Source organism: Paenibacillus odorifer, assembly GCF_000758725.1.
Classification (GTDB): domain Bacteria; phylum Bacillota; class Bacilli; order Paenibacillales; family Paenibacillaceae; genus Paenibacillus_AQ; species Paenibacillus_AQ odorifer.
Genome location: NZ_CP009428.1, coordinates 3,127,644 through 3,141,990 on the forward strand (window position 1 = coordinate 3,127,644; position 14,347 = coordinate 3,141,990).

The 14,347-nt window shown below is 40.6% G+C and carries 11 protein-coding genes; 10 read left to right on the forward strand and 1 reads right to left on the reverse strand.

What is annotated here, in order from left to right; genetic code table 11:
• Positions 1 to 81: 81 nt before the first annotated feature.
• Together PODO_RS13595 and PODO_RS13600 are read left to right on the forward strand one after the other, a co-directional pair.
• Entirely contained in the window at positions 82 to 1,662 is a 1,581-nt protein-coding gene (locus PODO_RS13595) for a response regulator (protein WP_036678246.1), read from the forward strand.
• A 16-nt stretch (positions 1,663 to 1,678) separates the two neighbouring features.
• Positions 1,679 to 3,472, forward strand: a complete 1,794-nt coding sequence (locus PODO_RS13600; RefSeq protein WP_038570732.1) for a sensor histidine kinase — start codon at positions 1,679 to 1,681, stop codon at positions 3,470 to 3,472.
• Positions 3,473 to 3,509: 37 nt separating this feature from the next.
• Here PODO_RS13600 and PODO_RS13605 read toward each other — a convergent pair whose 3' ends face one another.
• Positions 3,510 to 3,716: a DUF1657 domain-containing protein gene (locus tag PODO_RS13605; RefSeq protein ID WP_036678243.1), complete on the reverse strand. Its 207-nt coding sequence runs from the start codon at positions 3,714 to 3,716 to the stop codon at positions 3,510 to 3,512.
• Positions 3,717 to 3,924: 208 nt separating this feature from the next.
• On the opposite strand from PODO_RS13605, the gene PODO_RS13610 reads away from it, so the two are divergent.
• The 8 genes from PODO_RS13610 (at position 3,925) to PODO_RS13645 (ending at position 14,267) form a co-directional block, all read left to right on the forward strand.
• Positions 3,925 to 4,785 carry a DUF421 domain-containing protein gene (locus tag PODO_RS13610; protein WP_036678238.1) on the forward strand — a complete coding sequence of 287 codons (861 nt, stop codon included), beginning with the start codon at positions 3,925 to 3,927 and terminating at the stop codon, positions 4,783 to 4,785.
• 872 nt (positions 4,786 to 5,657) lie between these two features.
• Positions 5,658 to 6,893 carry a right-handed parallel beta-helix repeat-containing protein gene (locus tag PODO_RS13615; RefSeq protein WP_038574432.1) on the forward strand — a complete coding sequence of 412 codons (1,236 nt, stop codon included), beginning with the start codon at positions 5,658 to 5,660 and terminating at the stop codon, positions 6,891 to 6,893.
• Between the two features lie 142 nt (positions 6,894 to 7,035).
• Positions 7,036 to 8,478 (forward strand): spore germination protein, encoded by a 1,443-nt coding sequence (locus tag PODO_RS13620; RefSeq protein WP_411830555.1) that lies wholly within the window; start codon positions 7,036 to 7,038, stop codon positions 8,476 to 8,478.
• Positions 8,475 to 9,626 (forward strand): Ger(x)C family spore germination protein, encoded by a 1,152-nt coding sequence (locus tag PODO_RS13625; RefSeq protein ID WP_038570735.1) that lies wholly within the window; start codon positions 8,475 to 8,477, stop codon positions 9,624 to 9,626. Before PODO_RS13620 ends, PODO_RS13625 begins: the two co-directional genes overlap by 4 nt.
• Before the next feature lie 21 nt (positions 9,627 to 9,647).
• The gene (locus PODO_RS13630) at positions 9,648 to 10,736 is read left to right on the forward strand and encodes a GerAB/ArcD/ProY family transporter (RefSeq protein WP_038570738.1); all 1,089 of its coding nucleotides are present in this window, start codon (positions 9,648 to 9,650) and stop codon (positions 10,734 to 10,736) included.
• 133 nt (positions 10,737 to 10,869) lie between these two features.
• Positions 10,870 to 11,847, forward strand: a complete 978-nt coding sequence (locus PODO_RS13635) for an AAA family ATPase (protein WP_038570741.1) — start codon at positions 10,870 to 10,872, stop codon at positions 11,845 to 11,847.
• A gap of 3 nt (positions 11,848 to 11,850) precedes the next feature.
• The gene (locus PODO_RS13640) at positions 11,851 to 12,939 is read left to right on the forward strand and encodes a DUF58 domain-containing protein (RefSeq protein WP_036678226.1); all 1,089 of its coding nucleotides are present in this window, start codon (positions 11,851 to 11,853) and stop codon (positions 12,937 to 12,939) included.
• On the forward strand, positions 12,936 to 14,267 hold the full coding sequence (locus tag PODO_RS13645; RefSeq protein ID WP_038570744.1) for an FUSC family protein: 1,332 nt from the start codon (positions 12,936 to 12,938) through the stop codon (positions 14,265 to 14,267). Before PODO_RS13640 ends, PODO_RS13645 begins: the two co-directional genes overlap by 4 nt.
• The last annotated feature ends 80 nt before the right edge of the window (positions 14,268 to 14,347 follow it).

Consider the following 14,347-nt stretch of genomic DNA (forward strand, 5'->3'; position numbering starts at 1 on the left):
GAATGAATGGTATACTGAAAAAGATTGGTTAGTAGAATTCAGCAGGTTGGTTTAAAAACATTTCAAAGGAGGATTGTGTTGATGTACAACGTATTATTAGTAGACGATGAGATGCTTGATCTTGAAGGCATGAGACAATTCATTCCTTGGAATGAACTGGGGATGCAGGTCGTGGAGGCAGCGAATAACGCGTTTACCGCATGCGATATTTTAGAACAGCATGTTATTGATATTATTGTTAGTGATGTGAATATGCCGAATATGTCGGGTCTAGAGCTGGCTCGGATTGCCATAGAGAAAAAAAACGATATACGTGTGATTTTTGTAAGCGGTTACCAGGATTTCAGTTATGTGAAACAGGCGCTTTCGCTAAAAGCGTATAGCTATGTCCTTAAACCAATGGATGACAAGGAACTTATTGCTGCACTTCAGAAAGTTAAGCAGGATTTAGATGATGAAAGTAAACGGCGTGACGTTGAAGAAGCTTATCAGCATATGATTCCTATGGCCAAAAATGATTTGTTGATCCGCTTGTTTGAAGGGGAATGGGAGGGGGATACTCAAGCTGGAATGTTGAAGCTTATGAAATCTTACGGTCTGGATAAGCTGGAATGGCCTATACGTGTGGCGGTCTTGGAGCTGGACTATTTCAACTGGTTTCAAGAACAAGATAATCTAACTAAACATCTAATGTCCAAGGACTTTCTATATGAAGTGAATACAATTGCTCAGAAGCACGGGATGCCTCATTGCTATAAGGTATCGTCTTATCGAATCGCGTTGTTGATTAACGAACAGGAGATGGAGAGGTTTATTGAAGAAATTTATGACTCGATTCGTACAAAATTTCCTGTCACTATGACCGTAGGTGTAGGGAAGCCTACATTTGCTATGGAACAGGTCCACACCTCCTATCGGCAAGCTATGGAAGCCGTTGACGGAAAGATGTTTCTTGGCAAAGGCAAACTTATTATGTATGAAACGGTTAGCAGCGAACCTGGAATGATTGATGCCCGTACGTTGGATACCCGTATGGATACGCTTTTTAAAGCGATGAAAGAATATGAGTTAGTCCTTATTTATGATGAGATCGATAAGCTGTTCAGATCCGTGAGTAGTCTAAGATCTAAATTTACGATTCATAATCTAGCCATGTATATTATATGGAAGCTGGATCAGCAGTTGAAGGAGGTTAGCGAGGATTTATTTGAAATCTTAGGTATGGAGTTACATAGTTTAGATATTTTGCTTCAATTCGATACGATCAGTGATATACGCTCTTGGCTTGTACTCAAAACGTTTGAAATATCCGAGTACCTACGAAGCAAAACAGAGTCAGTGAACAATAAACTGATTAGAGAAATTATGCAAATGATGAAGGATAAGATGAGCGAGAATTTTACGTTAAAGGATATTGCACAGCAGTTCTCTTTCTCACCCAACTATTTGGGATATCTATTTAAAGAGGAAACTGGGAAAACGTTCAGCGAAGTACTCATTCAGCTGCGAATGGAACAAGCAGGCAAGCTTTTGAAAGATCCGAAGTGTAAAATCTATGAAATCGCGAGCCAGGTAGGTTACCGTTATCTTCCTTACTTCAGCAGACAGTTCAAAGAAGCCTATGGTATGACACCTATGGAGTATCGTAAGCGGGAGAAGTGATGGGGGATGATGTTGCATGAAACAACCAAGAAGAAAACATAAGTATGTGCCGATAGGGTATAAATTAATGCTGACCTATATTTTTTTCATTATTATCCCTGTATCCGTGATCGGTTTTGTCTCTCACTCTATGTACAATGATTCATTACGCGAGCATACAAGTTCGAATATTAAAGGTACGTTGTTGCAGATTCGCGATAATATTGATTATAAAATGGGGGAAGTTATTCGGATATCAACGCAATTATATAGTGATTATGATTTCTATCGGAATTTGCGAAGTTATGAAGAAGGCTGGGAAAATTATGATAGGATGTCTATGAAGGTACTTCCAAAGCTGGACGTAGCTATTCAATCAACGGGTATGAGGATTGGGATGTCGCTATTTTTAAAGAATGAATCCATTCCTGAGATCTATTCGAATTCACTTGAGGGCTATCTGGATAATAGTAGCTTCTATCATCTTTACCATATGAAACGGATTGAAGGGAAATCCTGGTATTATGATTTTCCAACCGAGAAATACGCGGAGACTATGAAATGGTGGCAGATCGAGCGCGATGTAGAAAATAATCGGATCTCGTTGCTCCGTAGATTAATAGATACATACGACCCTCTCGTGCCTAAGGAGATTGGCTTCTTGCGGATTAATGTAGGCATTCCAGATCTGTTTAATAGTGTGAATTATACGAAGATAGGAAAAGGAAGTATTCTAATTTTAAAAAACGAGTTCGGAAGAACGATGTACCAATCGGGAGAACTACCAGAGCACTATACCAATGAAGCCGAACTTAATAAGGATTACCTGACGATTAGTGAAACAGTTACGGTTTCTAACCAAGCTTGGCAATTAAACGCGCTAGTTCCAATTACAATACTTGAACAGGATGCAGTGAAGGTACGACTGTTTATTATTTCAATGTGTCTCATCTGTTGTATTGTCTTTAGTTTTGTCGGCATATTTATATCCCGATATTTTTCAATTCGGATTAATAAGTTCGTGTACGTGCTGAATGCCTATCGGGAAGGTGATCTTCACAAGCGTATTTCCTATCGAGGTAAGGATGAATTCTCTCAGATTGCAACCGCGTTAAATGATATGGGCGAGAATATCGATATGTTGATTAAAGAAGTATATTTGACGCAGCTTCAGAAGAAGGAAGCAGAGCTTGAAATTCTACAATCACAAATCAATCCTCATTTCCTATATAATACGTTATCTTCTATTATTCAATTAGCCAAGTTTGGTCAAAATGAGAAGCTGCAGCAGATGGTGCTGGAATTAGCGAAGTTTTATCGCCTGACGCTTAATGAAGGACGTACCATGATTCCGGTCCCCACTGAAATTGAACAGGCTAACGCTTATTTAGAAATTCAGAAAATTAAATACGGTGATCGTCTGGAAGTTATGTTTGATTTTGATACAGAAATCTGGCCTTATGAGACCATAAAACTGATTTTACAACCATTTATCGAGAACGTGCTGAAGCACGCCTGGTGTGGTGACCACATTCATTTACGCATTGTTGGGCGTAAAGAGGGCAATGATATTCTGTTCCGCATCATTGATGATGGAATCGGCATGAGACAGGAACGTATTGATCAAATTTTTGATCCAAAGGGCCATACGAATACAGGTTATGGGGTCCGTAATGTGGATCAGCGGATTAAACTGCAATATGGATCTGAGTATGGCGTAACCATTTTTAGTCGTGTCGGAATTGGCACTTCTGTTCAGATACTTATTCCGGCTAATAAGGGCAAGCGTGGCATTCGTTCAAATATTGTACATGATGAAAAGGGGTCTTAAAGCTAGTTTTTCTAGCCTAAGACCCCTTTAGCTTTAATTAGAACCCTTTATATTGAGGCTCTTCGGACTCTAATTCGGTTACCCGGTTCTCTACTTGAGTTACGATTTGTTGTGTTTGCTCAGCTGCGTTTGTGAACAAGGTTTTTGCACTCTCGTTTTGTGTTTCTAGTGCAAATTGTTCAAGACTGGCTTGAGCACCTTTTAAAGAAGATAAACATGTTTTTACTTGTGAGGCTACTGTCATTGAGTTTCTCTCCTCTGTGTTGGATTATTAGCAAGACGATTGCTATTGTCCTCAAATGCATCTATCGTTATGCAGGAAAGAAATTCATGTTTGTAGTAATAGAGGATTTTCCATAAATAAGTAGTGGAATTCCGGAGTGAATGCGGCTTTATTGACAAATAATGAGTGTTAGTAAACAAGCTTTGATTCAAAAAGGAGGGTATTTGTAATGCCGGAGTGGTTGGAGGTTATAGTTCGAACGCTCTTTGCTGTGGTTGTACTTTTCTTTTTAACAAAATTACTGGGAAAGAGACAAGTATCGCAGCTCTCGTTCTTCGAGTATATTACGGGGATAACTGTCGGCAGCTTAGCCGCTTATATTTCTTTGGATACGGATAAGTTATGGCATTTAGGGCTCATTGCACTGATTGTATGGGTAGCTTGTTCTTTAGGGATCGAATACCTTCAGATGAAGAGTAAAAAAGCAAGAGACTTTATTGATTTCAAGTCTACCGTACTAATTAAGGACGGAAAAATTCTCGAAGATCACATGAAAAAAGAACGTTTAACCACAGATGAACTGCTGGAGGAGTTACGCAAAAAAGACGTTTTCAATATATCGGAAGTGGAATTTGCGATTATGGAATCTGATGGAGCCATAAATGTTTTACTTAAGAGTGAAAATCAGCCGCTAACCCCTAAGCAATTGGGTATAAAGGTTGCTCCAGAGAAAGAGTCACAAGTTGTCATTATGGATGGTAAAGTGCTCGACAAACCATTAGATACTCTAAATCTAACGCGAAGCTGGCTTGATGGTGCCCTTGAAAAAATGGGTCTGACTGTTGAAAATGTGTTTCTTGGACAAGTTGATTCTTATGGTGAGCTGACAGTCGATTTGTATGCCGATAACTTTAAAGTCCCACAGCCGCAGGATAAGCCACAATTATATGCTTTGCTGAAAAAGTGTGAAGCTGATTTAGAGATGTTCAGTTTATCAACAGATAACGAAAAAGCTAAAAAAATGTATGAACAATGTTCGGAGCAATTGCAAGCTTCACTGAAGGTTTTGAAACCGTTAATTCAAAACTAAGGGTATAGATAAGGCACTCTCGAGTGAGATCGAGGGTGTTTTTTTATATTAATTTAAATAAATGTAATAATATGGGTACAAAGTAGCTGTACAACTTCAAAATATTAATTATAGTTGAGATTAGGCTGGAGTTATAGATGACACAGGATTGGAGGAATGTCCTCGCTTTTTATTTAAATCACAAAAACAAGGAGGAAGATGTTCACGTGAAACTAAAAGGAAAATTTTCATTCGGAATTATGGTTACGCTTACAACTTCGCTGGTTCTAGGTAATTTGGTATGGAGTAACCCTACCGCACAGGCAGCAAATATTTTTAGCAATGATTTTGAGAATGGAAATGCCGACAATTGGACGAGTACAACAGGAACTTGGTCTGTAGTTGAAGAGAGTGGCAATCATATGTATTATCAATCCAGTCAAAACGAAGGACGTTCGTTCTCCGGTAGCAACACGTGGACAGATTACAGTGTTCAAGCCGATGTGAAGATTGATAATTTCAATGGAACTAATCGAACTTATGTGTGCGGGCGCTATGTTGACGGAAATAACTATTATGCTGCATCTCTGTCTAACAGTAATGGTGGGACGCTTGAAATACGAAAAAAGGTGAATGGTTCAAGTTCAACACTGGCTAGTAAAACTGATGTTCCTATAACCACTGGAACTGCCTATACAGTTAGGCTGGAGCTTAGTGGAGATTCGCTTAAAATGTATGTAAATGATGTTTTGCAGTTAAATGCACACGATAACAATTTGACGGCAGGAGGTATTGGACTTGTAGCTTATAAGACAGCAGCGAAGTTCGACAATATCAATGTCTCCGATATCACAACGGGCACTCCGACATCTACGCCTACCGTAGCACCAACAATTGCACCAACGGTAGCTCCTACGGCTACTCCAACAGCAAGCGCAACCCCCACTGCAACACCAATTGCAGGCTCGATTTATGTAGCCCCTAATGGTCTGGACAGCAACGCAGGAACAATTGGTAGTCCAACCACACTGGCCTCAGCGATTACGAAGGTAGCCCCCGGGGAAACCATCTATATGCGTGGAGGGGTTTACACGTATTCTTCAACAATAATTGTTGGACAAGATAATAACGGAAGCTCTAACTCACGAAAGAACATCGCTGCATATGGGACTGAGAAGCCTATACTGGATTTTTACGCCCAGCAATTTGACCCAGCTCAACGTGGTTTGCAGATATACGGTAACTACTGGAAGGTAAAAGGATTAGAAATAAGAGGCTCAGGAGACAATGGGCTCTTTATTGGCGGGAACTATAACATTATTGAGAATGTTGAAACCCATCATAACCGGGATTCGGGACTGCAAATCAGCCGTTATGCTTCATCTCTGACCAGCATGAGTCAATGGCCGAGCTATAATCAAATCATTGGAGTATACTCTCATGATAATTATGATCCAGATAATGGAGAAGACGCTGATGGTTTTGCTGCTAAGCTGACTATAGGTCCTGGTAACGTATTTGATAAATGTATAGCTGCATGGAATACAGATGACGGCTGGGATCTTTACAGTAAATCAGAAACAGGCCCCATCGGAGTGGTGACGATCAAGAATAGTATCTCCTATAAGAACGGACAGACCTCAGATGGAAATTCAACGGCAAACAGCGATGGGAATGGATTCAAACTAGGTGGTGAAAAGATTGCAGTAAACCACATTGTACTGAATAGCATCGCATTTCAAAATAAAAAACACGGATTCACTTACAACAGTAATCCAGGTTCCATCCAGTTAACAAATAATACTTCTTGGAGTAACGGACAGAGTAACTTTGCTTTTGATACCGGTACTCACCAATTTACGAACAACTTGTCTTTTGCAGGAGGATCGAGCGATAAAACAAGTGGCACCGATATTCTAAGTACTAATGTGTGGTGGAAGAGTAATGCAAGTACCAATGCCAAGGGTTTGGTAGCCAGTGCCGCTGATTTTGTAAGTCTTACGCCTTCAGTGGTGCGAAATGCTGATGGATCTTTTAGTCTGGGCAGTTTCCTCAAATTAACTGGGGGTAGCGACCTAATCGGATCTGGAACACCTAGCGGAACTAATATTGGTGCTACATTTCCTTGATTTGAAATCTAGGGGTTTGATGGGCATGAGTTCGGTACTATACCGGACTCATGCCTTTTTGCTCTGATATAAGAATAAACCTTCCATTTCATTGGCAAACTAAGCCAGATTAACAAGTCACAATCTTGGAGGTATGCCGCAGATGTCTGGAATTATTGAAACAATTAAAGAACAACTAGAGGGATCTAGTGATGCAGTTTTTCAATCCATTCGCCTTCACGGGCATTCCTGCCACTTGATCTATATCCCATTCATTGTGAATTCCCTGAGTCTTCATAAGGATATTGCATTGCCGCTAAGAAATGAAGCAAATTCAGAGCACAAATGGTCTGATTTTTTAGAACGACTGGATCGAGGAGCTGTTTTTCCAATCCCGTATCTTAAGGAGTTTGACTTAAACAAGGCTGTAGATCTGATCGTCGCTGGAAAAGTAGTGCTTTGTTTTGAAGAGCTTCCTTATGTTTATTATTTTGAGATCACGCAATATCAGAAAAGATCGGTCACGGAATCACAAAATGAACTTGTGGTGATTGGACCTCAAGAGGCATTTATTGAAGATATTGAAACGAATCTGTCCCTGCTCCGACACAAAATTAAACATCCGGATCTAAAGACTATTCATTATACGATTGGTAAATATACAAAAACCGATGTGTATGTTGTATACATTGAAGGTCTTTATAAAAAAGAAGTTCTTGCTGAAATTGAAAAGCAAATAAATGAAATAGAAATTGACGGAATATTGGGCATTAGTTATATATCGGAACAATTGCGGAAGGGGAACTTGACACCATTTCCGGTATTTCAATATACAGAACGCCCCGACTCGGTGGCAGCTTCTTTAATGGAAGGCCGGATTGGAATATTACAGGATGGCACACCCACTGCAATGATTGCACCTACATCTTTTTTTACAATGCTACAATCCTCTGAGGATTATTATCAAAGCTTCTATGCAGCAAGCTGGATTCGAATCGTTCGATTTGTGTTCTCCATCATATCCATGATTCTTCCATCGCTTTATGTTGCGATTACAACCTTTCATCCTCAGATCATTCCCTCAAACCTGTTAATTACGATAGCATCTGCCAGAGAGAATATTCCTTTCTCAGCCTTGACTGAGGCTTTAATCATGGAGCTTACCTTCGAGGCCCTTAGAGAAGCTGGAACCCGAATACCAAAGCCTGTGGGCCAGACCGTTTCTATTATTGGGGGTATAGTCATCGGTCAAGCTGCGGTACAAGCAGGAATTGTATCTGCTCCAATGGTCATTGTTGTTTCTATTACCGGAATTGCCACCTACATCATTCCCCATTATGAGCTGGGTTTGACTTTTCGTTTACTTCGTTTCCCTTTATTGATTATGGGGGGGACGATGGGATTACTCGGGGTATATATTACAGCCTTTTTGATTTACGGGCATCTGGCTAATCTTAGGCCGTTAGGTTCACCGTATTTACAACCCGTTGCTCCTTTGGTGTTACAAGACTGGAAGGACACATTATCTCGTTTTCCCTCTAACTATATGAAGAAACGAAGCAACATTTATAGCAACAGGAATCTAAGGAGACAGAAACAAAAATGAGAACTCTAAAAATTGGAGTTGTTATACTTCTACTCCTAAATGTAACAGGCTGCTGGTCGTCCAAGGTGGAACTGGACGAATTAACCTTTGTATACGGCTTGTTTATAGATGTAGGCAAAGAAGCAGGCACCGTTGAAATTACGATTAACTCTCCTTTGCCCAATCGTCTTAACTCATCAAGCCAACCCGCTAGTGGTGGCGGCGATGGAAATAGTTATTCTACAGTTTCCAAGACCGCAGATACGATAGCAGATGCCATGTTACTAGTCCAAAAAGACCTAACACGTCAGCTTAGTCTTTCCCAATTAAAAATAATCGTCTTAGGGAAAGCTTATGCAGAACAAGGAATCGGTGAACTTCTGTTATGGATTAGACGAGAGCCAGCCCTTCCCCTTGGAACCTATGTCATGGCGAGTCCCGGCAGTGCCAAAGAGATGAATACATTAACACCTATCTACGAACAATTGCCTTCTGATGTACTAATGAGCTTTGGAACAGAAAAATATATGTTTTCAACTACAATCAAGGACTGCTTGTTCGCCGAGGCATCTGGAGTTGGGTTTGCTATAAATAATCTTTCATTTGGTAAAAAAGAGGAAACTACAAAAGAAGGTAAACCACAATATTGGGCAGGCATTCAAGGGGCCATGTTGTTTCAGAATGAGAAAATGAAGGGAATACTAAAGCTTAAAGAAGGTAGGGCATTGGCATGGGCCGCAGGCAAGCTTAAGCTGTCGGTTTATTCTGTTACCTGGGATGGAGGAGAAAGTGCGGCAAGTGTTGTATTTGTTAGCACCAAAGCTTCAAAGAAAGTAAAACTAACGGATAAAGGCCCAGTGTTCACAGTGAAATTAAAAGGAAAAGCTAGTGTGATTTATTTAAGGGACCCTAAGAAAAGAAATCTAGAAGAGATCAGTAATATCATTACAGAGAAACTAAGCGATAAAATTACTGCTAATCTGACCGAAGCTATACGTTTATCCCAAGAAGCAGGTGCGGATGTTCTACAATTCGGCATGTTACTGGAATGGAATGATCCGAAACTTTGGAAGGAAGTAAGAGAACGTTGGGATAATTACTACACTCACGAGGCAGATATTAAGGTGGCAACGGACTTTCGCATTGTAGATTTTGGAACAGCAAAATAAAGAACTGAGGAAGGAAAAGTTATGCGTACAACAAAGTGGCAGCTGTTCCGGTTTATCACTATTTTTTTCAGCTCACAAACCACCATTTTTTTGATTCCAACTATTATTGCTAGTTCCTCCTATCAAGGCTGGATTGCATTAATAGTTGGCTCTTTATTAGGCTTGATTTTATTATGGTTTACAATCTATGTTGGTAAGCTGCGACCTAATCAAGCTTGGGTTCACTTTGGAAAAGAGATCATTGGCAAATGGCCACATAAATTTATGCTACTGGTCCTACTATGCTGGTGTGTTTATTATGTTTCTTACGATATAGAGAACTTTGTACTATTCTTTGGTTCAAATTATTTAAGAGGAACTCCGCCGCTGTTTATTCAGCTTGTAATTGGTTTGGTGATTATGTACACAGCAAGTCTAGGTTTTGTAACGATTACATATATGGCCGACGGATTATTTATTATTTTTCTAATAACCACGATCATTTTATTTAATTTGTTCCTTTCGAACGCGGATTTTAATATGTTACCAGCTTTTATTCATTATCATGATCCTGGAATCGCCATGAAAGACTCTATTGTGGTCATGTCATGGTTTGGAGAATGGATTGTTCTCTTGTTCGTTGCACCTGATTTAAAAATTGAAGCAAAGATGTTAAAAAGATTGGTATTTGCACAGCTCTATGTATCAATCACTGTCTTAATTGGATGGATATTGACGATGCTGAGTTTTGGTCCACATCTTGGTCAGCAGCTCCAATATCCTTTTCTTGAGATGGTGCGTAGTTCGAAAGAAGAGAATTTATTAGGGAATACTGACCCGCTTTTGATTGGAATATGGTCGTCATCTATGTTTATTCACAGCTCTTTCCTTATCTACATAGCTTCAAAATGTCTATCGAGTTTGTTCAATACTAATGGTAAAAAAATTTACGTTCCTCTTTTAACACTGGCTTCAGTGACAATAGCATACTTATATTCACGAAACGTCGGCAGATATTACGAACACTATAAAAGCTTTGCAATTGTGATCATTTGGCTAATCGTAGAAAGCATACCTATCTTTTATGGGATTGTAGCTTTCATTCGATATCGGCATAAGACTGTGAAATGAAAATCGAAAGGATGACGGGGGCTGTCTAATTATGGACAGTGCCTTTTTTGTGTGAATTATAAATTGGGTACGCTTTCTGTTATGATTAAAGCACTTATTACATAATTATCCTCAGATTGGATGGTGCATTCACATGAATCTTCAAGAAGTTACTGAACTTATCAAATCTATTAGGGCCAATCTTGCCAAAGTCATTGTAGGAAAAGAGGATGGAGTAGACCTGCTGCTGACCGCATTACTTGCGAATGGACATGTTCTGCTGGAAGATGTACCAGGAACGGGTAAAACCTTGCTCGCAAAGGTTCTTGCCAAATCATTAGATTGTTCATTTAAGCGCATTCAATTTACACCGGATTTATTGCCTTCTGATTTAAGCGGGATCAACTATTACAATCAGAAGACGGGAGAGTTTCAGTTCAGACCGGGTCCGGTATTTGCTAATATACTGCTGGCTGACGAAATTAATCGTGCAACACCTAGAACTCAATCCAGCCTATTAGAGTGTATGGAGGAACGGCAAATTACTATCGATGGCGTAACGCACAGATTAGAAGCACCATTTCTTGTCATTGCTACTCAGAATCCGATAGACAACCAAGGGACCTTCCCACTGCCTGAGGCTCAGTTAGATCGATTTTTGATGCGGATTACTACGGGTTATCCTACCTTCGATGAAGGGATACATATTTTACAGCGTTTTCGTGAGAATAATCCGCTCGAAGAGTCTTTTCCTGTAGCAACGGCACAAGATATTCAAGCCGCACAGCGTTTAGCCGCATCGGTAAGTATCAGTGATGATTTATTAGGTTATATCGTACGGATAACGGAAGCTACCCGCAAATCTACGGCAGTAAAACTGGGGGCGAGTCCACGTGCTAGTGGCGCGTTGCTTAGATCTGCTCAGGGATATGCACTTATTCAAGGCAGGTCCTATGTAACACCGGATGATATCAAAGCCGTGGCTGTTTCCGTGCTTGCACATCGTCTGCTGCTTCATCGGGGATTAGGCTCAAGAGAGGGACAAGCCGCGGATATTGTATTGCAAGTGCTTCGTGAAGTTGAGGTGCCTGCTGAACCCGTGACGTCCTTAAGAGGCGGAAAGGTGGAATGACCTATGGCTTTGCCTTGGTTCATTTTCATTACAGTGGCGTTGGTGTTACTTCTTGCTGACATTTATAAACGGAATGGCCTGAAAGCGCTTAGTTATTCTCGCTATTTTTCGCGCAAGACTGCATATGAAGGAGAACGTATTGAGATGATCGAGGAGATCGTTAATGCGAAACTTCTTCCTTTGCCGTGGCTCCGATTGGAGTCTAGTATTGCGAGAGGTCTGGAATTTGGAAGTCAGGATAATCTTGGGATTAGTACAGGAGAAATCTCTCAGAATCATATTAGTTTATTCTATTTAAAATCTTATCGTCATATTAAAAGACGGCATCAAGTAACATGTGAGCGTCGTGGTTTATATCGTTTGGAATCCGTGACTATGACAACGGGAGATCCATTTGGTTTGACTCGAAAAAACAAAACGTATCCACTCGAGTTAGAGTTATTGATCTATCCCGTTCTGCTGAATCTAGACGAGCTTCCATTACCCATTCATAGCTGGCTGGGTGAGCTTCCTGTGAAAAGATGGATCGTTGAAGACCCTTTTCTGACTGCTGGCATTCGTGAGTATAGCTCAGGAGATTCTATGGGATTGGTAAACTGGAAGGCTACAGCACGTACTGGTGTTATGCAGGTTCATAAAAAAGATTATACTGCTGACTCCCGGCTCGTCATCTGTCTGAATATAGAGGACAGTGATTCCATGTGGAGAACGGTGACTGATGTGGAACGAATCGAGCAAGGAATAAGATATGCAGCGACTATAGCTGAATACGCAATGCAGCATGGAATTGAGACCGGATTAATCTGTAATGGCAGATTGGACGATGCTGGCGAAAGAGATCCAATTGAAGCAGAGCCGATGGCTCAGCTCGAAGATATGTTAGAGCTGCTGGCAAGGCTGAAGCTGGATAGAACACTTCCTATGAGTCGACTATTGGAATTGCAGGTTGAGAGTGGAATTAGTGACACAGACTTTCTAATCATAAGCTGCCATAGAGGAGCAGAATTGCAAAAGGCGACGGATCTCCTAATGCAGCAAGGCAATGGTGTGGAATGGCTGGATATTCCGGAACAAGGGAGAGAGAGCGCATGAAGCTTACGTTGTCTGGCTATGTAAGGGAAACAGTCAAACTCTGGTTGTGGTCTGTTATTGAATTGTTGCTATTTCTACCGGTTTGGGTTCTATTTCAGATTTATTTGTTGCCCCAACAAGATGAACAAATATGGTTGATTGCGCTGCCTATACTAGCTTTAGCGGGCATTCTTTTGCGCAATTTTTGCAATGTAAGATGGAAGCAATTGCTTGCCGCCTTAATCCTCGGGGTATTATTAGGTGCGGTTTCAGGGAGTTTATCCATCGAAAGCCTTCCCTTAGGTGTGGCTGGATTTATATGTACATTTTTAGGGATGACGGTAGACTCTAGAAATAATAGATTCAGAATGTTTTGGATAGGTATAATAATCTATTTTGTAGCTACTATAGCGTTTCATAGAGTTCCTGAATTGGAGCCAAGTGTGCCGTTATTGACCTGGTGTGGCAGTCTGTATTTAATACTGACTTTACTTATTTCTAATAGCAGCTATATACGATACAGCGCACTTACTGTAGAGAATGAAACGCTGCCCAAAGGGATACAACGGAATAATCGTATATATGTCATTGTGATTGGAGTTATTGCAGCTGTACTAGCAGCAGGTGTCGGCAAAGCTATAGGAACACTGGTATGGAGACTCTTACGCTCATTTTTCAATTTTATTAATCAGTTATTTTCTGGCACAAAAGAACCAGAGCCTCCGCCAGCAGAATTGCCGCCAGCAACTCCGATGTTACCGCCTGTCGGCGAGCAAAAGCGGGGCTGGCTAGCTATTATACTAGAGTATGGATTCTATATTTTGGCAGCGGTATTATTGGGGTTTGTAGCCTATTATGCACTTCGCTGGTTGTACAGAAATGCTGGAGAAAAGTGGCGGAGAGCCATAGATGCATTGTTATCGATGTTACGTAGGGAACATGCCCCTAAGAATAATACAGCATATCTTGACGAAGAGAAAAGCGTCTTTACTTGGGAACAAACCGTTCGAGGGTTGAAGGATTTCTGGAGCTCACGTCTTCCTTCAAAACATCGAAAGGATCGCTGGGAACAGATGAATGGCGAGCAGGAACGTGTACGTTGGCTTTATCGGCGGTGGCTAAATATAAAGCGCGATAACGGTTATGAAATGAAAAGTTATCTTACGCCGCAGGAAACAAAAAGGGATGTTTTGCTATGGGGAGATCGTAACAAGCATAAACGTAAGGGAGATGAAGATTCTATAGCTGCGTCAGAACAATTGATTGAAATATATGAAAAAGTTAGATACGGAGAAGACCAGCCTGCGGCTTCTGATATTGCAGCCTTGAAAAATCAACTGAAATTATAGAATCGTTTTCAGAATATATGCAAATTGGAACAAATAGGTTACAAAAGGCCTGTAAGTGTTACAACATGGATACAATTGGA

Bases quoted from the DNA above. Each gene is read 5' to 3' on its own strand.
- PODO_RS13595 (WP_036678246.1), top strand. From the start codon at position 82: ATGTACAACGTATTATTAGTAGACGATGAGATGCTTGATCTTGAAGGC.
- PODO_RS13600 (WP_038570732.1), top strand. From the start codon at position 1,679: ATGAAACAACCAAGAAGAAAACATAAGTATGTGCCGATAGGGTATAAA.
- PODO_RS13605 (WP_036678243.1), bottom strand. From the start codon at position 3,716: ATGACAGTAGCCTCACAAGTAAAAACATGTTTATCTTCTTTAAAAGGT.
- PODO_RS13610 (WP_036678238.1), top strand. From the start codon at position 3,925: ATGCCGGAGTGGTTGGAGGTTATAGTTCGAACGCTCTTTGCTGTGGTT.
- PODO_RS13620 (WP_411830555.1), top strand. From the start codon at position 7,036: ATGTCTGGAATTATTGAAACAATTAAAGAACAACTAGAGGGATCTAGT.
- PODO_RS13625 (WP_038570735.1), top strand. From the start codon at position 8,475: ATGAGAACTCTAAAAATTGGAGTTGTTATACTTCTACTCCTAAATGTA.
- PODO_RS13630 (WP_038570738.1), top strand. From the start codon at position 9,648: ATGCGTACAACAAAGTGGCAGCTGTTCCGGTTTATCACTATTTTTTTC.
- PODO_RS13635 (WP_038570741.1), top strand. From the start codon at position 10,870: ATGAATCTTCAAGAAGTTACTGAACTTATCAAATCTATTAGGGCCAAT.
- PODO_RS13640 (WP_036678226.1), top strand. From the start codon at position 11,851: ATGGCTTTGCCTTGGTTCATTTTCATTACAGTGGCGTTGGTGTTACTT.
- PODO_RS13645 (WP_038570744.1), top strand. From the start codon at position 12,936: ATGAAGCTTACGTTGTCTGGCTATGTAAGGGAAACAGTCAAACTCTGG.